The organism is Nocardia sp. JW2, assembly GCF_051843015.1.
Classification (GTDB): Bacteria; Actinomycetota; Actinomycetes; order Mycobacteriales; family Mycobacteriaceae; genus Nocardia; species Nocardia coubleae.
In genome coordinates this window covers 18,425-37,488 of the sequence record NZ_JBPXLK010000018.1, presented here as the reverse complement: position 1 = coordinate 37,488, position 19,064 = coordinate 18,425, and the positions used below count along the sequence as shown (strand labels likewise).

The 19,064-nt window shown below is 68.4% G+C and carries 21 protein-coding genes and 1 pseudogene; 9 read left to right on the top strand and 13 right to left on the bottom strand.

Annotated elements, in window-relative coordinates:
- Positions 1 to 3 precede the first annotated feature (3 nt).
- On the bottom strand, positions 4 to 606 hold the full coding sequence (locus ACSVDM_RS22445) for a hypothetical protein (RefSeq protein WP_439267569.1): 603 nt from the start codon (positions 604 to 606) through the stop codon (positions 4 to 6).
- 92 nt (positions 607 to 698) lie between these two features.
- On the opposite strand from ACSVDM_RS22445, the gene ACSVDM_RS22440 reads away from it, so the two are divergent.
- Positions 699 to 1,067, top strand: coding sequence for a cupin domain-containing protein (locus ACSVDM_RS22440; RefSeq protein ID WP_439267567.1), 369 nt, complete (start codon positions 699 to 701; stop codon positions 1,065 to 1,067).
- Positions 1,068 to 1,071: 4 nt separating this feature from the next.
- Here the strand turns inward: ACSVDM_RS22440 and ACSVDM_RS22435 are convergent, their stop codons facing one another.
- The 5 genes from ACSVDM_RS22435 to ACSVDM_RS22415 form a co-directional block, all read right to left on the bottom strand.
- Positions 1,072 to 1,233 carry a hypothetical protein gene (locus tag ACSVDM_RS22435; RefSeq protein WP_181697111.1) on the bottom strand — a complete coding sequence of 54 codons (162 nt, stop codon included), beginning with the start codon at positions 1,231 to 1,233 and terminating at the stop codon, positions 1,072 to 1,074.
- A 162-nt stretch (positions 1,234 to 1,395) separates the two neighbouring features.
- Entirely contained in the window at positions 1,396 to 2,943 is a 1,548-nt protein-coding gene (locus ACSVDM_RS22430) for an MFS transporter (RefSeq protein WP_439267565.1), read from the bottom strand.
- 50 nt (positions 2,944 to 2,993) lie between these two features.
- Positions 2,994 to 3,890, bottom strand: a complete 897-nt coding sequence (locus ACSVDM_RS22425) for a D-alanyl-D-alanine carboxypeptidase family protein (protein ID WP_181697110.1) — start codon at positions 3,888 to 3,890, stop codon at positions 2,994 to 2,996.
- Between the two features lie 75 nt (positions 3,891 to 3,965).
- The gene (locus ACSVDM_RS22420; RefSeq protein WP_067638667.1) at positions 3,966 to 4,193 is read right to left on the bottom strand and encodes a DUF6480 family protein; all 228 of its coding nucleotides are present in this window, start codon (positions 4,191 to 4,193) and stop codon (positions 3,966 to 3,968) included.
- A gap of 60 nt (positions 4,194 to 4,253) precedes the next feature.
- Positions 4,254 to 5,339, bottom strand: a complete 1,086-nt coding sequence (locus ACSVDM_RS22415; protein ID WP_439267562.1) for a saccharopine dehydrogenase family protein — start codon at positions 5,337 to 5,339, stop codon at positions 4,254 to 4,256.
- 111 nt (positions 5,340 to 5,450) lie between these two features.
- Here ACSVDM_RS22415 and ACSVDM_RS22410 point away from each other — a divergent pair, with 111 nt between their 5' ends.
- From ACSVDM_RS22410 to ACSVDM_RS22390, 5 genes are all read left to right on the top strand, one after another.
- Positions 5,451 to 6,629 (top strand): NAD(P)/FAD-dependent oxidoreductase, encoded by a 1,179-nt coding sequence (locus ACSVDM_RS22410; RefSeq protein WP_439267560.1) that lies wholly within the window; start codon positions 5,451 to 5,453, stop codon positions 6,627 to 6,629.
- Positions 6,630 to 6,639: 10 nt separating this feature from the next.
- Entirely contained in the window at positions 6,640 to 7,578 is a 939-nt protein-coding gene (locus ACSVDM_RS22405; RefSeq protein WP_439267558.1) for a sigma-70 family RNA polymerase sigma factor, read from the top strand.
- An 87-nt stretch (positions 7,579 to 7,665) separates the two neighbouring features.
- Complete coding sequence (locus ACSVDM_RS22400; RefSeq protein ID WP_439267556.1) at positions 7,666 to 8,847, top strand: NAD(P)/FAD-dependent oxidoreductase; 1,182 nt, start codon at positions 7,666 to 7,668, stop codon at positions 8,845 to 8,847.
- Positions 8,848 to 8,869: 22 nt separating this feature from the next.
- A complete protein-coding gene (locus ACSVDM_RS22395; RefSeq protein WP_357143823.1) occupies positions 8,870 to 9,760 on the top strand; it encodes an RNA polymerase sigma-70 factor in 891 nt (296 codons plus the stop codon).
- 215 nt (positions 9,761 to 9,975) lie between these two features.
- Positions 9,976 to 10,368: a hypothetical protein gene (locus ACSVDM_RS22390; RefSeq protein ID WP_439267554.1), complete on the top strand. Its 393-nt coding sequence runs from the start codon at positions 9,976 to 9,978 to the stop codon at positions 10,366 to 10,368.
- Here the strand turns inward: ACSVDM_RS22390 and ACSVDM_RS22385 are convergent.
- Positions 10,344 to 10,739 (bottom strand): annotated as a pseudogene (locus ACSVDM_RS22385) (SDR family NAD(P)-dependent oxidoreductase); the annotation flags it as partial. The gene ACSVDM_RS22390 and the pseudogene ACSVDM_RS22385 sit on opposite strands and share 25 nt — an antisense overlap.
- Before the next feature lie 278 nt (positions 10,740 to 11,017).
- Here ACSVDM_RS22385 and ACSVDM_RS22380 point away from each other — a divergent pair.
- Entirely contained in the window at positions 11,018 to 11,755 is a 738-nt protein-coding gene (locus ACSVDM_RS22380) for an HD domain-containing protein (RefSeq protein ID WP_439267552.1), read from the top strand.
- A gap of 9 nt (positions 11,756 to 11,764) precedes the next feature.
- Here the strand turns inward: ACSVDM_RS22380 and ACSVDM_RS22375 are convergent, their stop codons facing one another.
- From ACSVDM_RS22375 to ACSVDM_RS22365, 3 genes are all read right to left on the bottom strand, one after another.
- A complete protein-coding gene (locus tag ACSVDM_RS22375; RefSeq protein ID WP_439267550.1) occupies positions 11,765 to 13,078 on the bottom strand; it encodes a Dyp-type peroxidase in 1,314 nt (437 codons plus the stop codon).
- An 86-nt stretch (positions 13,079 to 13,164) separates the two neighbouring features.
- Positions 13,165 to 13,545 carry a DUF4440 domain-containing protein gene (locus ACSVDM_RS22370; RefSeq protein ID WP_439267709.1) on the bottom strand — a complete coding sequence of 127 codons (381 nt, stop codon included), beginning with the start codon at positions 13,543 to 13,545 and terminating at the stop codon, positions 13,165 to 13,167.
- Positions 13,546 to 13,665: 120 nt separating this feature from the next.
- Positions 13,666 to 13,821 (bottom strand): hypothetical protein, encoded by a 156-nt coding sequence (locus ACSVDM_RS22365; RefSeq protein ID WP_166655796.1) that lies wholly within the window; start codon positions 13,819 to 13,821, stop codon positions 13,666 to 13,668.
- 185 nt (positions 13,822 to 14,006) lie between these two features.
- Between ACSVDM_RS22365 and ACSVDM_RS22360 the strand changes: the two genes are divergently transcribed.
- Positions 14,007 to 14,600: a TetR/AcrR family transcriptional regulator gene (locus ACSVDM_RS22360; RefSeq protein WP_067638681.1), complete on the top strand. Its 594-nt coding sequence runs from the start codon at positions 14,007 to 14,009 to the stop codon at positions 14,598 to 14,600.
- 25 nt (positions 14,601 to 14,625) lie between these two features.
- Here the strand turns inward: ACSVDM_RS22360 and ACSVDM_RS22355 are convergent, their stop codons facing one another.
- The 3 genes from ACSVDM_RS22355 to ACSVDM_RS22345 form a co-directional block, all read right to left on the bottom strand.
- The gene (locus tag ACSVDM_RS22355; protein WP_439267547.1) at positions 14,626 to 14,922 is read right to left on the bottom strand and encodes an MmcQ/YjbR family DNA-binding protein; all 297 of its coding nucleotides are present in this window, start codon (positions 14,920 to 14,922) and stop codon (positions 14,626 to 14,628) included.
- Positions 14,919 to 16,610 (bottom strand): dihydroxy-acid dehydratase, encoded by a 1,692-nt coding sequence (gene ilvD, locus ACSVDM_RS22350; RefSeq protein WP_439267545.1) that lies wholly within the window; start codon positions 16,608 to 16,610, stop codon positions 14,919 to 14,921. The genes ACSVDM_RS22355 and ilvD overlap by 4 nt, the downstream gene beginning before the upstream one ends.
- A 78-nt stretch (positions 16,611 to 16,688) precedes the next feature.
- Entirely contained in the window at positions 16,689 to 17,999 is a 1,311-nt protein-coding gene (locus tag ACSVDM_RS22345; RefSeq protein WP_439267543.1) for a TerD family protein, read from the bottom strand.
- A gap of 176 nt (positions 18,000 to 18,175) precedes the next feature.
- Here ACSVDM_RS22345 and ACSVDM_RS22340 point away from each other — a divergent pair, with 176 nt between their 5' ends.
- On the top strand, positions 18,176 to 19,057 hold the full coding sequence (locus tag ACSVDM_RS22340) for a glucosyl-3-phosphoglycerate synthase (RefSeq protein ID WP_439267541.1): 882 nt from the start codon (positions 18,176 to 18,178) through the stop codon (positions 19,055 to 19,057).
- The last annotated feature ends 7 nt before the right edge of the window (positions 19,058 to 19,064 follow it).

Below are 19,064 nucleotides of genomic sequence, written 5' to 3'. Positions count from 1 at the left end.
CCGTTATCCGCAGGGCCCCAGCCACCACCACCCGTCGCCCAATTCGATGACCGGACACAGCTGATCCCCGAACACCTCGAACGGCTCGGCGGGTGGTTCACCGTCCAGATGCGCGTAACCGACTGCGCCGTCGGGAATCCCGACATAATCGGGCACAAAACGCGCCGTGTGATCGTCGACGGTCCGCACCACGGCCACCTTGCAATTGGCCGACACCCAGCACAGCTGCGTGGGCAGGTCGGTCCCGTAGTAGTCACGCACACTCAGATCCCTGGCCACCGCCGCGTCGAACGCGGGGCGCTCGAGCTGAAACCGCGTCCACACCCGCACTTCGGGCCAGAGGTAGAACATCACCGGCACACCGATACTCACGACGGCCGTGAGCCCGGTGACAACCTGCGGCCATCGCCGTCCACCCCTCGCTGTGCGCCACACAGCGGTCACCGCGACAACCACCACCGCCAACCAGAAGGCGGCGAGCAACGGCAACGCCAGAATCCACAGCGCCGTCACAACCCACCCAGAATGCAGGCTCACCACCACCGCCGCGACCATGACGCCGACACCCACCCCTGGCCACACCCACACCCGTTTCGACTCGCGCACACCGGAAACCTATCCGGCCGATCCGCCGAAAACATGTGGAGAATGTAGAGATCCGGTGCGTATCCAGGTCTGTCGAGTGCCAGGATCTGTGTATGGCGAACAAAGTAGTCGATCTCGCGTCCACGCTGTCGGCGTTTTCGGAGCGGTGGTCGCCGAAAGTGGTCGCACGAGTCAACGATTATGAGATCAAGCTGGTGAAGCTCGAGGGTGAGTTCGTGTGGCACAAACACGACGAGACCGATGAGCTGTTCTTCGTCGTCGCGGGCGAACTGACTATTCGGATGCGAGACGGTGACGTCGTGCTGCGGCCGGGGCAGATGTTCGTGGTGCCGCGAGGGGTCGAGCACTGTCCGGTTGCGGACGGTGAGGTGCACGCGATGTTGATCGAGCCTGCGGGTGTTCGCAATACCGGTGATACAGCGGGGCCCCTCACCGCTCAGATGGACGACTCGTTCCTCTGAGGGGTCAGCCCTCGAGCGCGTGGATACGGAGCACCGGGCGGGCGCGGGTTGTTGTGCCGGGAGCGGGGCGATCGGACAGGGCGGCTGTCCAAGGGGTGGGCAGGGCGCGGCGCATCTGGCCGAAGTTGCGCTGGAGAGGGGTGCTCGGAGCTCGGTGGGCGGTCATGGCCTCGTCCTTTCGGGGCGGGGAATGATGCGGTGCGACCGGGTCTGAGACCACTGTATGGGAGGGATATGCGCAGGTCATGGGTCGGCGCGAGGATTGGGGGTGCCTCGGCACGGAGTTAGGGGGACTAGGGGTTGGCGCCCATTCCCACCGGTGATGTGCTCAGACGGTCTCGGCCAGCTGCTGTCGTTTGCGGGGTCGTTCGTCGACGGCGGTGAAGGCCGCGGCGGCGAGGATGAGGATCGCCGAGGCGAGCAGGGCCGCGTCGAGGCCTTGGTGGAAGGCCACCTTGCCCGCGTCCATGACATCCCTGATGTAGGGCAGGTACTTGAACGGGTTGGCACCCTCGGGCAGGCGGCCGCGTTCCACGGCCTGCACGGCATCGGGCTGCAGGGTGGTGGGCACGCCCAGCTCGGTCATCTTGGCCTTGAGGTCCGCGGACAGGAACGAGCTCACGACCGCGCCGAGGATCGCCACCCCGAACGCGGATCCGACCTGGCGCATCGTATTCGTCACGGCCGCAGCCATTCCCGAGTGCTGCGGTGGCACGCCCGTCATCACCGCCGACGTCAACGGAACCACGGCGATCCCGAATCCGATGCCCGCCACCGCCATTGCCGCCGCGATCGTCGGATCGTGCAGTGTTCCGCTCATCGCCTGACGGGTGAGCAGAATGCCACCGGCACCGACCACGCAGCCGAGGATCATCGGCACGCGGGCACCCCGGCGCGACACCCAGTACCCGGCGGCCAGCGACCCGATCACGATGGTCCCGGCCATCGGCGCGAAGATCGCGGCCGTGCGCGCGGCCGAATACGACTGCGTCACCTGCAGATACATCGCGGTGAAGAAGAAGATCGAGAAGATCCCGAAATACACGGCGAACGCGACGACGAGCGCACTGCGCACCACGGGCATCCGCAGGTACTTCAGGTCCAGCATCGGTGCGCGAGCGCGGGTTTCGACGAAGACGAACGCCACCAGCGCCACCGCACCGAGCGCGAAGAAACCCAGCACCGACGGTGATGTGTACCCACGGTCCTGACCGACGGTCGCGGCGTAGATCACCGCACCGAAAGCGGTGGCACCGAGCACGGCACCCGCCCAGTCGATGGGTTCGGGGCTCGGATCGGAACTCTCCGGTACCGACCACAGCGCCGCGACGAGCGCCACCGCGCCGATCACCAGGTTGAACCAGAAGATCGACCGCCACCCGTACGCGTGCACGAGCACACCGCCGAGCACCGGCCCGGCCGCCAAGGCAAGACCCGATACCGCGGCCCACACACCGATCGCCTTCGCGCGGGCCCGGTCGTCGGGGAAGACGTGGCGCAGCACCGACAGGGTCCCCGGCTCCGAGGCCGCCGCACCGAGCCCCATGATCGCCCGCCCGGCGATGAGCATCCCGACGGTGCTCGCCATCGCCGAAACCACTGATCCCGCACAGAAGATCACCAACCCGGCGATCATCACCTTCTTGCGCCCGAACCGGTCACCGAGCGATCCGCCGGCGAGCATCAGCCCGGCGAAGACCACCGTGTAGGAGTTGACCACCCACTGCAGCAGTGTCACATCGGTGCCGAGTTCGGTCCGGATCGCGCCGAGCGCGACACTCACCACCGTCGTATCGAGGAAGGTTACGAACACCACCGCCACGACCGCGGCCAATGCCGTCTTCGGCCTAGCCGCGCCTTTACCCAACGTGATCACGGGCAAAGGTTACTGGCGATCGCGCGACCGCGCCGACCCTCGCTCGGCCCTCAGCGCACGCCGATGGGCTCCAACACACTCAGGACGGGGTCGTAGGCCCAGTTCAGGATCCGGGTGGCGTCTTCGCGGGCGACCGCGCTGCTCGTGTCGGAACTGTGCAGCACGACCCCGATCAGCGGGATGCCCGCGCGCACCGTCTCGAACAGTAGGCAGTGCCCGGCCGCGTTGGTGTTGCCGGTCTTCAGGCCGATGGCACCGGGGTATTCGTGCAGCAGTTTGTTCGTTGTCTCCCAATGGTGTTCACGATTGTCGTGGTCGGCGGGGACGTGGTGGTCACGTGCGGCGACGATCTCGCGGAACGCGGGCAGTGCCATCGCGCGCACACCGAGCGCGACGAGCGCGGCCGGGGTGGAGTGCGTGGAATTGTCCGTGGGGTTGGGCAAGCCGCTGGGATCGGTGAACTGGGTGGCGCCCAGGCCCATCACCCGGGCGGCGTCGTTCATGCGGCCGATGAAACCGGCCTGGCCGGGACCGAAGGACTCGGCGATGGCATAGGCGGCATCGCAACCCGAGGGCAGCAGCAGCGCGTAGAGAAGCTGGCGGGCGGTGAGCACCTCTCCCGCAGTGAGTCCGGCGGTGCTGCCGTTGTGCTGGGCGCAGTAGGCGCCCGCCTCGGCGGGCACGGTGACCGGGCGTTCGAGGTCACCGGTGCTGATCGCGACCACGGCGGTCATCACCTTCGCGATACTCGCGATCGGGACCGGTGTGTTCGCCTCACGCCCCCACAGCACCGTGCCGGTGAATCCGTCGGCGAGCGCCGCTCCCGCGGCCTGCACGCCCTCGGGTCCGCCCGCCCACGGCGCCTCGGCGCTCCCGGACGGTGCGGCGCCCGCGACGCCGTGACCAGCCGCGACGACCAGCGCCCCGGCCACAACTGTGTGCAACACCCTGGCAAATGTCGGCATGCGCACAGTCTGGCGCACGAATCCCGCGACCTGCGGGATTTCCGCGCGTCGCGGTGTCTACATCGCGGCGATCACCCCGACGATCACGGCCGCGAACACGGCGACGAGCACCAGCGTGACGACCACGGCAGCGATCCCGGTGAGCGGGAAGTGGTGGCGGGTGCTCGGTTCCGGCGCCGACAAACCGGAGGTCTGCGGCGATTCCGGCGGGGTGGAGCCGGGCGGTACGCCCCCACCCGGCTCGAGGTCGGGGGTATTGCGCGGGTCGGGATCCATCGAGGTCATGGGGTCACCTGCCTTCCTGACACGGCGCGCTTACCCTGGGTCGGCGTCCTCAATCGCCGCTCAGGCGGGCCGTGGCTCCGGGAAGGGCCAGCTGATGTCCCCACCGGGGATCGACAGCAGGAAGTCGGCGCCGAGCGCGTTCGCGGGGGTGTGCGCGCCGGGTGGAGCAGGCCGGGCGTGCAGGGTGATCGCCGCATGCACCATCGAACGCGCGGTGAAGGCGTAGGTGTTGGACACGTCGACGGCGAGCGAAAGTCCGCTGCCGTCGGCGCGGTAGACGCGGGCCCAACCGGTGCTGCGGGTGGCGTCGCGGGTTGCCTGATCGGGAACCGGAATCCGGTCGATCACCAGGTCGGTCACGGCACGACCGGCCCCGCTGGCGGTGACGAACCGCAGCGGCGTGCTCAATGCCCGCACCACCGGCGACAACGGCACGGCGGTGAACGTGGCCACCTCGGTGAGCCCGTAGCCGTGGCCCGCGCTGCACACATCGCCCAGGGGCGTACTGGCGACACCGACCGGACGACCTCGGCCCACATCGATCGTCAGGGCGCGGTGCGCGTGCGGCACCGCGACCAGTTCACCGCCGGAACGCACGAGGTTGCCGCGGGCGATGCCGTCGACCGCGGTGCGCAACGTGCCCCGGCTGAATCCACCACGGCTGATCATCGCCACGTCGGCACCGACCGCGTCGGATACCGCACCGACCAGGCGGGCGACGAGATGATCGGTCGGGACGATGTCGAACCCGACGCCGGGGATCACAATGATCCCGGCACGCACCGCGTCGTCGTGACGGGCGTAGATCGCGGCGAATACCTGCGTCTCGCCGGTCACGTCGAGGTAGTTGGTTCCACTGGCCAGGCAGGCCGCGAGCATCGGTTCGTAGGTGTGGACGAACGGTCCGGCGCAGTGCAGCACGGTGTCGACATCGGCGAGTTGCGCGGCGGCATTGTCAGTGTCGGCGAGGTCGAACGGGCGGGCGGTCAGACCGTGCCGGGCGGCGACTTCACCGACCCGCTCGGCCGAGCGACCCGAGATGAGCGGCCGTAGTCCGCGCGAGAGTGCTTCGGCGACAACGAGTTCACCGGTGTATCCGTAGGCGCCGTAGATGAGAACTGTCGGCTCGCCGTCCAGGTGTGACATAGGGGAACACTAAGCGCTCGATCAGCGTGTGGTCCAGTTCACTCGATCGGGCTGTCAGGAATTCGGTAGCTGTCTCGTTCAGGGTGTACGCGAACCAGACAGGAGCGAATCATGAAGCACCGCATCGTTGTTCTCGGGGCCGGATACGCCGGGGCCTTCAGCGCCGGTTTCCTCGCCCGCCAGCTGCACGGCGACGACTTCGAGATCACCGTCGTCAATGCCGAACCGGACTTCGTGGAGCGGTTGCGGCTGCATCAGCTCGCCGCCGGACACGATCTGCCGCATCGCCCGCTGGCCGAGGTCTTCGCCGGCACCGGCATCCGGTTGCGGGTGGCCAGGGTGACCGCCCTCGACGTCGATCGGCGTCGGGTCACCCTCGACGACGGCGACCACCTGGGCTACGACACCCTGCTCTACACGCTCGGCAGCACCATCGCCGACCACGGTGTCCCCGGCGTCGCCGAACACGCCTACAACGTGGCCGGACGCCCCTCGGCGCTGCGGCTACGCGCCCGCCTCGACGACTTGGGCAGACACGGCGACGTGCTGGTCGTCGGCGGAAACCTTACCGCGATCGAAGCCGCGACAGAGATCGCCGAGGCCCGTCCCGGCCTGCGGGTCACTCTCGCCACCAGCGGCGAGGTGGGCGGTTGGCTCGGGCCGAAAGCGCGCAGGCATCTGCTGCGAGCCTTCGACCGGCTCGGCATCGCCGTGCACGAACACACCACGGTCGAGCGAGTCGAACAGAGCGCGGTGTTCGCGGCGGACGGCACCGCCTTCGTCTCCGACGCGACGGTGTGGGCGGCCGGATTCGCGGTACACCCGATCGCCGCCGCCAGTGGACTCGCGGTGGAACCCAACGGGCAGATCACCGCGGATCGCGAGCTGCGGTCGGTATCGCATCCGGACGTGTTCGTCGCGGGCGACAGCGGGTTCGTCATCGGCGGGAACGGTCGTCCGCTGCCGATGTCGTGCGCGTCGGCCGGGTTCACCGGACAGCAGGCCACGGCGACGATCATCGGCGAACTCACCGGACGCGCGGTCAAGCGCACCTCGCTGAGCTACGTCGGTAACCATGTGAGCCTCGGCCGCAAGGACGCGATCTTCCAGTTCGTCGACGGCGATGCCCGTGCCAAGCCGGGCGCGCTGTGTGGCAGGCCGGCCGCCTGGGTGAAGTCGGCCATCGTGGGGACCAGCGGCTGGGCGATCAGCCGCCCGACATTCGGCAAGCTCGATCACCACTATCGTGCGGCTGCGGGCGCACCGTCGCGCGGGGTTCTCGCCGCCTAGAGTCGTGCTCATGGACACCGCGACCGTCGCGCGTTTCGAGGCCAACCGCAACCGGTTGGCCTCGCTCGCGTACCGCCTGCTCGGGTCGGCCGCCGATGCCGAGGACACGGTGCAGGACGCTTTTCTGCGGTGGCAGGTCGCGGATCGCGACCACGTCGAGGTGCCCGAGGCCTGGCTCACCAAGATCGTCACCAACCTGGCTCTGGACCGTCTGCGCTCGGCGAAGGTGCGTCGAGAACGGGCGGTCGGTGCGTGGATGCCCGAGCCGCTGCTCGAGGGCGACCCCATGCTCGGGCCCGCCGACACCGCCGAACAACGGGAGTCGGTGACGTTGGCGGTGCTCATGCTGCTCGAACAGCTCACCCCGGTGGAACGCGCGGTTTATGTTCTGCGCGAAGCGTTCTCCTACAGCCATGCCGAGATCGCCGACATTCTCGGCATCAGCGAATCGGCCAGTCAGCAGCACGCGCATCGCGCCAAGCGCCGGATCACCGCCGCCCGCAACGGAACCGGCACCGATCACGCGGCGGCGCGACGCATCGTGGAGGCGTTCGTCGCGGCCGCGTCGTCGGGGCGGACCGAACAGCTCGTCGCCCTGCTCACCGCTGATGCCACGGGCACTTCCGACGGCTTGGGCGGCACCGCACGCAAGCTCGTTCGTTTCATCGGCCCGTCCCGGCTGGCGATCGCCATGCGGGCGGGCTTCCGGCCCGACACGATCAGGCGACACCTCGACGGTCGCCTACCCGATTTCCACGCCGCCCTGGTCAACGGCTGCCCCGCCCTCGTGTTCACGCTCGACGACCGGGTCCTCAGCGTCGCGATCATGGAGATACGCGACGACCGGATCGCGGGCCTGCGCGCCATCGCCAACCCCGCCCGGTTGGCCCGTTTCGCCCAGTGGTGGCCGCGCACCGACCACGACAGCCCGCTCATCGAAGCCTGGTAGACCAGCTGATGATCTGAGTCACATCGTGTCAGGATTCTCGCCCGCGCGGTGTCTTGTGCTCGAACCCCTCGGAGCGAAGGAGACACCATGAACACCAACCACGTGGTCGTGATCGGCGGCGGATACGCCGGGGTGATGGCGGCCAATCGGCTCAGCGCCCGCCAGGACGTGCGGATCACCGTGATCAATCCGCGCCCCGTCTTCGTGCCCCGGCTGCGCCTGCATCAGCTGGTCGGCGGAACCCACGACGCGATCGTGGATTACCGCGACGTACTGGCCGAGGGTGTCTCGCTGGTCGTCGACAGCGTCACCGGGATCGATACGGCTGCCCGCCGCGTCGCCCTCGCCGACGGCGCGGACCTCGACTTCGACTACCTCGTCTATGCCCTCGGTAGCGGCACCCCCGAACCACAGGTGCCCGGTGCGGCCGAATTCGCCTATCCGGTCGCCACTTTGGAGGCAGCGCAGCGGTTGCGGTCGATCCTGTTCGACCGGGCGATGTCGGCGCCGGTGACCGTCGTCGGCGGCGGCCCCACCGGGATCGAGACCGCGACCGAACTCGCCGAACAGGGACGTTCGGTCACCCTCGTTTGCGGCGGCACGCTCGGCCCATACCTGCACCCCCGAGCCCGGCGAACCGCCCGTAAGTACCTGACGAAACTGGGCGTCGGGCTACTCGAAGGCCCCGAATCGGTCGTCACCGAGGTGACGAAGACATCGGTGCACCTGGCGACCGGAACCACCCTGCCCAGCGAGATCACCATCTGGGCAGCGGGTTTCGGCATACCGCCACTGGCGGCACACAGTGGCCTGCGCACCGATACCGCCGGGCGGCTGCTCACCGACGAGACCCTGACCAGCGTCGACGACGACCGGATCGTCGCGGCCGGTGACTCGTCGGCACCCTCGGACCTGCCGTTCCGGATGAGCGCCTATGTGGCCGGTTGCCTCGGCGCGCACGCCGCCGACACCATCGCGCATCGCATCGACGGGACCGAACCCACCTCGATCGACCTGGCTTTCCAGGCGATGTGCATCAGCTTCGGCCGCCGAGCGGGCATCTTCCAGCTCGGCCACAAGGACGACACCGCGATGGGCCTCTACTTCACCGGCCCGGCCGGTCGCGCGCTCAAGGAGTTCTCGTGCGCGGCCAGCGTGAAGCATCTGGTCACCGAGGCGAACAAGCCCGGTTCGCACTCCTGGCCGAAGGACGGCAAACACCGCCCGCAGGTGTTGCGCGACCGCCGCGCCGCGATCACCACAGCCTGAGCCACGGACAGGAGAACCGACGATGACCACTCCCGTCGACGCGACGGAAACCTTTGTGCAGCATCGCAATCTGCTGTTCACGGTGGCCTACGAGATGCTCGGCTCGGCGGCCGACGCCGAGGACGTGCTGCAGGAGACCTGGCTGCGGTGGGTGAAGGCCGACCTGGACGAGGTGGCGGACCGGCGCGCGTATCTGGTGCGCATCACCACCCGCCAGGCGCTGAACCGGTTGCGCTCGCTCAAGCGGCGACGGGAGTCCTATGTCGGTTCGTGGCTGCCGGAACCACTGCTCACCGCACCGGACGTCGCCGCCGATGTCGAACTCGCCGACAGCGTGTCGATGGGATTGATGCTGGTGCTCGAGACGCTGACCCCGACCGAACGCGCGGTTTTCGTACTGCACGAGGCGTTCGGCATCAGCTACGCCGAGATCGCGGCGGCGGTCGACAAGTCGCCCGCCGCCGTGCACCAGATCGCCAGTCGCGCCCGCCGGCACGTGGAGGAACGCAGGCCGCGGCGCACGGTGAGCGCACAGCAGGCCGAGGCCACGATCGAAGCGTTCCAACGGGCGCTGGAAACCCGTGACCTGCAGGGATTGCTCGATGTCCTCGCACCGGACGTGGTTGCCGTCAGCGACGGGGGCGGAATCAAGCAGGCCAACCCGCGCCCGGTCGTCGGCGCCGACAAGGTGTCGCGTTTCATCGTCGGCGGCCTCACCAAACACGCTGTCGACCTCGTCGTCGAGCCGACGCTGGTCAACGGTGGGCCCGCGCTGGCGGTGTCCATCGACGGCGAGCGCGACGGTGTGCTCGCCGTCCGCGTCGAGGACGACCGGATCACCGGCATCTACTACGTGCGCAACCCGCAGAAGCTGACGCACATCGACGCGGCGACCCCACTCACCCTGCGATGAGATGCCCGTACGCGTCGCCGCGCCGGGTGGTGCAGGAGGCTGCACCCATCCACGACTTCCCCACGCACGAATAGTGTGCAGGCGGGCCGGCACCGCACTACCCGCACCACCCACTCCCTGGCGCCGGCCCGCCTGTTTTGTGCCGTCACCAGGCGTTTTCGGGCGCTCCGCCGGGGTAAGCGACTCACGCCAAGCCCTTCTCGGTGAGGAGTGCGATGTCCACCGACGACCGTCCGTCCCGGCCGAATCAGGCCGCGACCCTGGCCCGCGCGCACGGCGCTTTCAATGTCGTGGGTGGCGTATGGCCGCTCGTCAGCAGGCGCAGCTTCGAGGCGATCTTCGGCTCGAAGTACGACCGCTGGTTGCAGTTCACCGTCGCCGGACTGCTCGCGGGCAACGGCCTCGTGCAGCTCACGGCAGCGCGCACACCCGCGGGCCTGGCGAGCGCGCGCAGGCTCGGTCTCACCACCGCGGGCTGGTTGCTGGCGATCGACCTGATCTACGTCCCGAAGGGCACGATCCGCAAGACCTACCTCCTCGACGCGGCCATGGAGATCGGCTGGCTCGCCGCCTGGCAGGGGCGTTACGGCAGGATCGAGTCGACGTAGCCACCGTCGACGCGCAGGGCTCCGGCGGTGGTCGCCGACGCCAGCGGCGAACTCAGGTAGACGACCATGTTCGCGATTTCCGACGGTTCGATCAGCCGCTGGATCAGCGACTGCGGGCGATGCACGCGCATGAACTCCCGCTGCGCCTGCTCCCACGGCAACGACCGGTCGACCAGCTGGTACACGAATTCCTCCACGCCACCGGTGTGCGTGGGTCCGGCGATCACCGAATTCACCGTGACCCCGGTCCCCGCGGCGTCTTTGGCGAAGCCGCGGGTCACGGCGAGCAGCGCCGTCTTGGACACACCGTAGTGGATCATCTCGGCGGGAGTGACCACGGCGGAATCGCTGGCGATCTGCAGGTGGCCGCCCCGATGCCCTGGGTGGAGCCGGTGACCAACGCCGTCTTCCCGGTCAGATCGATCCGCACGCGCATCACTCCTCACAACGGTCCTACCGGACTCCGACAAGAACGAACGCCGTGTGCACCCTATCGCCGGATCAGCGCGCAGGCCGGTCCGGCAGTGGCGGTGCACCCGATGTCCTTCACGCTCGTCCATGGTGGAACCAGACGGCCACTCCTTCAACCTAATTGAAGGAATCCTGATAACCTTCAAATGCATTGAAGGTCATCAGGATCGGAGTACTCATGGACATCACTCGTCGTAGCGCCCTCGGCGCCGCCGCGTTGACCGGGGCAGCCCTCGCCGCGTCGCACGCGATCGCGTCGGCCCGGCCCGGCGCGCTGGTCTTCCCGACCACACCCGTCGCCCAGGCAGCGCGTGAACTGATCGACACCGCCGTGGCGGCGCCGGTGCGCAATCACAGCTTGCGTGGGTATCTGTTCGCCCGTGCCGTCGCTGCGACGAACGGCCTGCGGGCCGGCGTCGACTACGACGACGAGACCATGTACCTGATCTGCGCACTACACGACATCGGGCTGGGCGAGATCGCCAACGGAAACCAACGATTCGAGGTCGACGGCGCGGATTTCGCGGCCGAGTTCCTCGAGCGCCACGGCATCACCGACAGCCGGGTCGAGACAGTGTGGGACGCGATCGCCGCGCACACCTCCGGCTTCAGCGACTCACCGGTCTTCCGCAGGCGCAGGCCGGCCGAGATCTGGATCGCGGTTACGGGCATCGGCATCGATATCGGTGGCGGACCGGGTGATCTGCCACCCGGCTACGCCGACGTCGTCCATGCCGCCTACCCGCGGCTCGGCGGAACCCCCGCGATCACCACCATCATGGAGGAGCAGATCCTCGCGGACCCAAGGAAGGCGTTTCCGGCCAGCCTGGGGGCCGAGCTCGTGCGCCTGCATCATCCGCAGGTTCCGTTGCCGAACTGGGACGACCTCATGAACTCGAGCGGTTGGCAGGACTGACCCGAGCGCTCAAGCGAGCAGGGCCGCGGCGACGGACTCCCCCGGCGCCGCACCCGGCGGCATGGCGAAGAATCCACTGCCGGTGTGCTGGACGAGCGGGTTGAGCCGGTCGGTCGCCATGGCCCGCTGCGCCTTCACGAATTGCTCGGGCGGGTTGTTCTGATAGGCGGCGAACAGCAGTCCGACATCGAGTTGGCCGTGGCCGCCGTGACTGTGTTCCGGCGTACCCGGTGCGTGCGAATGCGGTTGGGCAGGTGTCGGATCGGGCGAGCCGCCGGCGTTGGCGACCAGCAATCCGTAGTCGTAGTTGTACCCGCGGCGCAGCATCGGAATGCCGTGCACCAACCGCACATGCGCGTTGTCCGCGATCGCGAGGTCACCGCGTTCGTCCCGCGCGGCCAGGTCGACGGTGTCGAATTCTGATGCGCCACCGAGCGGGGCACCGTCACCACGCCGCCGGCCGATGATCTGGTTCTGCTGGGCGACCGGAAGTTGGTCCCACTCGGCGGTTTTCATCCGGATCTTGCGGAAGACCAAGTACGTACCTCCATGGAACCAGCCGGGTTCGGCGGGCGAGTCGACCCACACCGTTGTATCGAAATCGGTTGTGCCGGTTCGCGGGTTGGCGGTGCCGTCTTTGAAGCCGAAAGCATTGCGCGGGGTACCGCCGTCGCCGGGGAGACCGAGGAAGCCGTGCTGAGTCCAGCGCATCCGGGCCAGGCCGGGCATGCGCGCTCGCAAGGCCCGAAAAGCGTGGCTGACCAGTTGGGAGTCGTCGGCGCAGATCTGCACCAGCAGATCACCACCACACCAGGCGGGGTTCAGGGCGTCGCCGTCGAAGGCCGGTAGTGCGCCGAGGTGGCGAGGACGGCGGTCGGCGAGGCCGAACCGCTCGTCGAACACGGCGGCGCCGAGACCGAAGGTCATCGTCAGGCGGGCAGGCTCGAGTCCGGTCGCGAAATCGGTCTCAGCGGTCGTATCCGGTTGGGCGCGTGGCGGTTCGGGCATCGATCGGCCCGCCGTGAGCGCGGCCGACACCGTGGTCCATTCGGTCAGCAGTTCACGCAGCGCGCCCCGGTCCGGACGCGCCACATCGCAGGCAAGGAACAGTGCGTGCGATTGCGGACTCGTCGCGATCCCCGCCTGGTGTTCGCCGCGGAAAGGCTCGACCGCCGCACCGGCGGAATCCGGCGCGGCACCCCGCCCGATCACCGCGCCCGCCGTCGCCGCACCGGCCACCGTGACGGCCCCACCGATCAGGGCTCGCCGCGAGAAACCCGTGGTGGCACCGTAATTACTACGCCCTGTAGTAGGTTTTCGCATGCGCGTAGAGTAGCTCAGCAAGTCGACAGCTTCAACCTACATGAAGGTGTGCTTACGTGAGCCCGTGGGCTGTGCCTCTGGGCGGGTCAGTCGGGTACGTCGGTTTCCTGAAGGGCCCACCAGCGCACCGCGTCGGGCTCCGGACGTAGAACCGCGAGCACCCGGCGCCGGGAGACCACACCGGCATGGTCGTGCGATTCGAGGAAACGCACGACCGTCATGGCATCGTCCGCTGACAGCACTTCGATCTCGCTGATGGTGATACGCAACCCCGGCTGGGCGTTACGCGCCGATCGCAGCCCGGCCAGCAATTCGTCGCGGTTCAGGACCTGTCCGGTGGTGGTCACCATGGAGAACGAGGCATCCTGCGCCTCCGCGAAACGGTCGAAAACCGAGTCCGGCGCCTCGGTCCCGAGCCAGGCGGCCAGGTCATCGTGTAGCGCCCGTATCGCACCCTCGAGATCCACGCTCAACTCTTCGCCTTTCACCGCGATGATTCACACACGAATCGATGTAGAGCAGGGGGCGGCCGATCACAGTCCCCCGTCCCCTCGCGATCCTGAGCGCGAATACTCTTGTCCGACAGCTTATCCACCGCGTTCGGACGGTGACTCGTCGTCCTCTCCTTCTGCCTGACTGGGCTGCGGGGTGAGGCGGTCGGGTGGCTGGATCATGTCCGGGTCGGCATCCGGGTCCTGGGTGGGGTCGTAGCGGTCACCGGACGGTTCCTTCGGCTCATGCATGGGGTCCTCCTTTCCTCGTACACCGCCTACCCGGTGCGAGGATGGGAAAACGGTCGGGCACCGCCCCCCAGGCCGCTACTCTCGGCGACTCGGGCGCCGACCCTGATGACAGGCCGAAAGGTGTCGGCCACGTCACATGGCCCGGCACCGGCCGCGATCCTCCGAGACGAGATAATGGCGCGGAAATGACCGAGACCATCGAGCCCCGAGGCGATGCCACCCGTGCACGCCTCCTAGAGGCAGCCATCGACGCGTTCGCCGAAAAAGGCTTCAACGGTACGACCACGCGCGATATCGCGTCGGCCGCCGGTATGAGCCCGGCGGCGGTGTATGTGCATCACAAGTCGAAAGAGGAACTGCTGTACGTGATCTCGCGCGCGGGGCACGAGCAGTCACTCGAGCTGGTCCGCGCCGCCATCCGGTCGACCGAGGACCCGACGCTCGCCCTGCGCACCGTGGTCCACGACTTCGCGGCACACCATGTGCGCGGCCACACCCGGGCCCGGATCGTGAACTACGAACTCTCCGCGCTCACCCCCGAGCACTACGCGGAGATCCGCGGCCTGCGCCGCCAGATCGACCAGGAGATCCGCGACCTCGTCGAACGCGGAGTCGCCACCGGCGCGTTCGACGTGCCCGACACGCGCATGGCCGCGGTCGCCCTGCTCTCCCTCGGCATCGACATCGCCCGCTGGTACCGCGACGGCGGCGACTGGAGCCCCGAAGACATCGCCGAGGGCTACGCGAACATGGCGTTGCGCATCGTCGGCGCGCGCTGAAACCTCCCGATCAGCTGATCGCAGGTCAGCCGGCCGCGTCCCACGCGTCACCCAGCATTTCGGCGACGAGTTCGGGTGCGGCGTCCGCCAGGGTCACCTGCACCGCGGCGAGCTTTCTGCCCCACCACGACTCGGCGCACCAGGCGGGTGATTCCGCGACCGCCTCACGAATGCCTGCCTCGGGGCGCATCACACGCAGGTGTTCGTCGTCGGGCAGAGTCGCGAAAATGGTTCGCCTGCGAAATGAGGGCCGACCGTGATGGTCTCGCTCGGTCGCGCCCTCGAATCCCAGCGCCAGCAGGCGAACCTCGTCCGGCGTCATCCCGTGACGGCTCCATGGGCCGCCGAGCTCACCAGCTTGCGGTACTTGGCGAGGACACCGGAGGTGTACTTGGGAGCAGCGGGTTCCCAGCCGACCTTGCGGGCGGCGAGGTCGGCCGGGTCGATTTCCACATCGAGGCGCCGGTTGGCGACATCGAGGACGATCGGGTCGCCGTCGCGGACGAATGCGATCGGGCCGCCGTCGACCGCCTCCGGCGCGACATGCCCGACACACAAACCCGTTGTGCCACCGGAGAATCGGCCGTCGGTGAGCAACAGGACATCCTTGCCGAGGCCCGCGCCCTTGATCGCCCCGGTGATGGCGAGCATCTCGCGCATCCCCGGGCCACCCTTGGGACCTTCGTTGCGGATGACCACCACATCACCGGCCACGATGCTGCCGTTCTCCAGCGCGTCCATCGCGGCGCGTTCCCCGTCGAACACCCGTGCCGTCCCGGCGAACACATCGGAGTCGAAGCCCGCGCTCTTCACCACCGCCCCTTCGGGCGCCAGCGTGCCGTGCAGGATGGTGAGCCCGCCGGATCGGTGGATAGGCCGGTCGAGCGGCCGGATGACGTCGCCGTCGAGGCCGAGTTCGATGTCGGCGAGGTTCTCGGCCATGGTCTTGCCGGTGACGGTCATGACGTCACCGTGCAGCAGACCCGCGTCGAGCAGCGCCTTCATCACCACGGGGATACCGCCGACCCGGTCCACATCGGTCATCACGTAGCGGCCGAACGGTTTCAGGTCGGCCAGATGCGGCACCTTGTCACCGACCCGGTTGAAGTCGGCGAGAGTGAGGTCCACCCCGGCCTCGCGGGCGATCGCCAGCAGGTGCAGCACCGCATTGGTCGACCCGCCGAGCGCCATGACCACCGTGATGGCGTTCTCGAAGGCAGGCATGGTCATGATGTCGCGCGCGGTGATCCCCTTGCGCAGCAACTCGACGACGGCCTCCCCGGACCGGTGCGCGAAGACGTCGCGGCGGCGGTCGGGGGCGGGCGGCGCCGCCGACCCCGGCAGGCTCATGCCGAGCGCTTCGGCCGCCGAGGCCATCGTGTTGGCGGTGTACATGCCGCCGCACGCGCCTTCGCCCGGGCAGATCGCGCGCTCGATGCGGTCGACCTCTTCGCGGCTGATGAGTCCCTTGATGCAGGCGCCGACGGCTTCGAAGGCGTCGATGATGGTGACGTCCTTGCCGTCGAGATTGCCCGGCAGCGTCGATCCCGCATAGAGGAACACGCTGGCCAGGTCGAGTCGGGCGGCCGCCATCAGCATGCCGGGCAGGCTCTTGTCGCACCCGGCGAGCAGCACCGACCCGTCGAGACGTTCGGCCATCATGACCGTCTCGACGGAATCCGCGATGATCTCGCGGCTGACCAGCGAGAAGTGCATGCCCTCATGGCCCATCGAGATACCGTCGGACACCGAGATGGTCCCGAATTCGAGCGGGTACCCACCGCCCGCGTGCACGCCTTCCTTCACGGCGTCGGCCAGCCGGTCGAGCGACAGGTTGCACGGGGTGATCTCGTTCCAGCTCGACGCCACCCCGATCTGGGGCTTCACCCAGTCCTCGTCCCCCATGCCGACCGCGCGGAGCATGCCGCGTGCGGCGGTCTTCTCGAGCCCGTCGGTGACATCGCGCGAGCGGGGCTTGATATCGAACGATGATTCGGTGTCGGATGCCATGGCCCAAGCCTACGACTCACCAGCGAAAACGCCGACGGCCCGCCCGCGTGGAAGCCTCCGGCGGAACCACCGGACAGCTCAGCGCGGTGCGGGGCACTGACCTTCGTAGCGGCTGAGGCCCAGGCCGTTGCTGGATTTGCTGCGGCCGACGGGTCCGTTCTTGGCGGCGCGAACCCAGGTGCCCTCGGTGTCGAGGACAGGCATGCGTTCGCTGAAAGCCCGGCTGTACCTGGTGGTTCCGTCGACGGTGAGGATGCCGTCGCGGACGTCGATGTGGGCGACGGTCGCCCAGAAGGAGTTCTTGCCGTTGCCGATGACGACGGTGATCTGATCCGCGTCGGGCCCGGGCAGTCCGTCGGGCCCGGGGCGCCCGTAGCGCACCCGAACTCGCGGGCGGCCGAAGGTATCGATGGCACCCGCACCGTTGTCGACGGACTGGTACACATTGAGCAGCAGGTCACCGTTCTCGGTGGGACGGACTACCACCTGTTCGGTGGCGGGCAGGCCACCGGCCCCGGGACCACGGCTGTCGCCCTGGTGGTGGATGTGCGGCCAGACGTTCAGATCGCCTTGGTGGCCCTTCTCACCGCTGATTACGACATAGTCGCCGGTGAGTTCGTTGCGGCAGAAGAAGTACACGTCCAGGTCGCCGGTGCCGAATTCGGTCGGCTTGCCGTTGCTGTCGTATTTCGCGCCGCGACCGTCCCATTCGAGGCCGACGGTGAGAACGTGGCCCGCACCGCCCTTGCGGAGGTCGATGGTGGCTCGCTTGTCCGGCGAGTCCTTGGTGAGCACCACATCGACCTTGCGCAGATCGATGGTCGGGTTCTGCTGCGCCGCAACAGGTTGCGGTGTGGCGAGCGCAGGCGCGGACTCCTCCACGACCTCGTCGTCGACCGTGATTCCGTGCTCGGTCGCGAAGGCCGCGAGACCGGCGCTGTAACCCTGGCCGATCGCGTCCAGCCGCCACCCACTCCCCCGGCGGTACAGTGCGACCGCCTGCAGGACGGTCTCGGAATCGAGTCCGGCGGGCGTGAAGCTCAGCGCCTGCCCGCTGCCGGTCACCGACACCCGCAGCCCCGTCACCTCACCGAACCGGATGCCCTGTGCCTCGGTACTTCCCGCGATGACCACCCGGTGGATCTCGGCCGGAATCGCCGAAAGGTCGACGGAGACAACAGCATCCGATTCGAGCTGGACACCGGGAGCGGACGGGTTGTTGAAGAAGACGAAGTCGGCGTCGGAGCGCACCTTCCCGTCGGCGGTCACCAGGACCGCGGACACGTCGACCGCGCCCGCGGGACCGTCGAGATCCAGGCGGACGGTGTAGCGTCCGTCGGTGAGATCGGTCTTCGATCCCTTCGCCACTTCGACCACCGTCGCACTCATGACGTCCGCTCCTCCACTCGCCGGTCGTCGCCGTCGACGGCGAACAGTCCAACCGTACCGGTCCGCCGCGCCGCGCTGTCCGTTTCACCAGCTACTCCGACCTCGCCGTTGGCTCCGGTCACAAGATGTCGCCGCATCGCTGGCAGGCGCTCGGTCGTTGACGTTCACTGATCGATATGGACGTCCGTGAGCTCATCGACCGCAAGTCGGGTCGCCGGGTCTCGGTGGTTGTCCCCGCCCTGGACGACGAGGACACCGTAGCCGGGGTCGTGGCGTCGGTGCGACCACTGCTCGGTGGTCTGATCGACGAACTGATCGTGCTCGACGCCGGCTCGACCGACCGCACCGTCGCCCGGGCGCGGGCGGCGGGCGCCGCCGCCTACACCCTCGAAGAGGCGATGCCGGGAGTGCCGCCCAGGCCCGGCAAGGGCGAGGTGGTGTGGCGGTCGCTCGCGGTGGCGACCGGCGACCTGCTGGTGTACCTCGACGCCGACCTCGTGGCACCCGATCCGCTGTTCGTGCCTGCCCTGCTGACCCCGCTGCTCACCGAACCCGGCATCACGCTGGTGAAGGGCTTCTACCGGCGGCCGATCACCACCGGCGCGCAACTGGACGCCGACGGCGGCGGCCGTGTGACCCAGCTGGTCGCGCGGCCGCTGCTCACCGCGCTGGCACCCGCGCTGGCCGAGATCGTGCAACCCCTGGGCGGCGAATACGCCGTCACCCGGGCCTTCCTCGGTGATGTCCCCCTGGCCGGCGGATACGGCGCCGAGATCGGGATCCTGCTCGACTGCTGGCAGCGCCACGGTCTGTCCGCCATCGCCCAGGTCGACCTCGGCATCCGCGTGCACCGCAACCGCCCTACCCACGAACTGGCGGTGATGAGCCGTCAGGTGGTCGCCACCTTGCTCGACCGCCTCGGCATCCGCGACTCCGGCATCGGCCTGGTCCAGTTCCTGCCCTGCGAAACCGGCTGGCGCCGAACACCTTCGGAGGTCAGCCTGGTCGACCGCCCGCCCATGCGACGGGTCGTCACCGCGCACCGCGAGATCGCCTGAACCCCGG

What these genes read in the sequence shown, in the direction of transcription:
- ACSVDM_RS22375 (WP_439267550.1), bottom strand. Translation starts at nt 13,078, where the DNA reads ATGCGAAAACCTACTACAGGGCGTAGTAATTACGGTGCCACCACGGGT.
- ACSVDM_RS22345 (WP_439267543.1), bottom strand. Translation starts at nt 17,999, where the DNA reads ATGAGTGCGACGGTGGTCGAAGTGGCGAAGGGATCGAAGACCGATCTC.
- ACSVDM_RS22340 (WP_439267541.1), top strand. Translation starts at nt 18,176, where the DNA reads ATGGACGTCCGTGAGCTCATCGACCGCAAGTCGGGTCGCCGGGTCTCG.
- ACSVDM_RS22405 (WP_439267558.1), top strand. Translation starts at nt 6,640, where the DNA reads ATGGACACCGCGACCGTCGCGCGTTTCGAGGCCAACCGCAACCGGTTG.
- ACSVDM_RS22420 (WP_067638667.1), bottom strand. Translation starts at nt 4,193, where the DNA reads ATGACCTCGATGGATCCCGACCCGCGCAATACCCCCGACCTCGAGCCG.
- ACSVDM_RS22365 (WP_166655796.1), bottom strand. Translation starts at nt 13,821, where the DNA reads ATGCATGAGCCGAAGGAACCGTCCGGTGACCGCTACGACCCCACCCAG.
- ACSVDM_RS22360 (WP_067638681.1), top strand. Translation starts at nt 14,007, where the DNA reads ATGACCGAGACCATCGAGCCCCGAGGCGATGCCACCCGTGCACGCCTC.
- ACSVDM_RS22400 (WP_439267556.1), top strand. Translation starts at nt 7,666, where the DNA reads ATGAACACCAACCACGTGGTCGTGATCGGCGGCGGATACGCCGGGGTG.
- ACSVDM_RS22410 (WP_439267560.1), top strand. Translation starts at nt 5,451, where the DNA reads ATGAAGCACCGCATCGTTGTTCTCGGGGCCGGATACGCCGGGGCCTTC.
- ACSVDM_RS22395 (WP_357143823.1), top strand. Translation starts at nt 8,870, where the DNA reads ATGACCACTCCCGTCGACGCGACGGAAACCTTTGTGCAGCATCGCAAT.
- ACSVDM_RS22390 (WP_439267554.1), top strand. Translation starts at nt 9,976, where the DNA reads ATGTCCACCGACGACCGTCCGTCCCGGCCGAATCAGGCCGCGACCCTG.
- ACSVDM_RS22440 (WP_439267567.1), top strand. Translation starts at nt 699, where the DNA reads ATGGCGAACAAAGTAGTCGATCTCGCGTCCACGCTGTCGGCGTTTTCG.
- ACSVDM_RS22415 (WP_439267562.1), bottom strand. Translation starts at nt 5,339, where the DNA reads ATGTCACACCTGGACGGCGAGCCGACAGTTCTCATCTACGGCGCCTAC.
- ilvD (WP_439267545.1), bottom strand. Translation starts at nt 16,610, where the DNA reads ATGGCATCCGACACCGAATCATCGTTCGATATCAAGCCCCGCTCGCGC.
- ACSVDM_RS22380 (WP_439267552.1), top strand. Translation starts at nt 11,018, where the DNA reads ATGGACATCACTCGTCGTAGCGCCCTCGGCGCCGCCGCGTTGACCGGG.
- ACSVDM_RS22355 (WP_439267547.1), bottom strand. Translation starts at nt 14,922, where the DNA reads ATGACGCCGGACGAGGTTCGCCTGCTGGCGCTGGGATTCGAGGGCGCG.
- ACSVDM_RS22435 (WP_181697111.1), bottom strand. Translation starts at nt 1,233, where the DNA reads ATGACCGCCCACCGAGCTCCGAGCACCCCTCTCCAGCGCAACTTCGGC.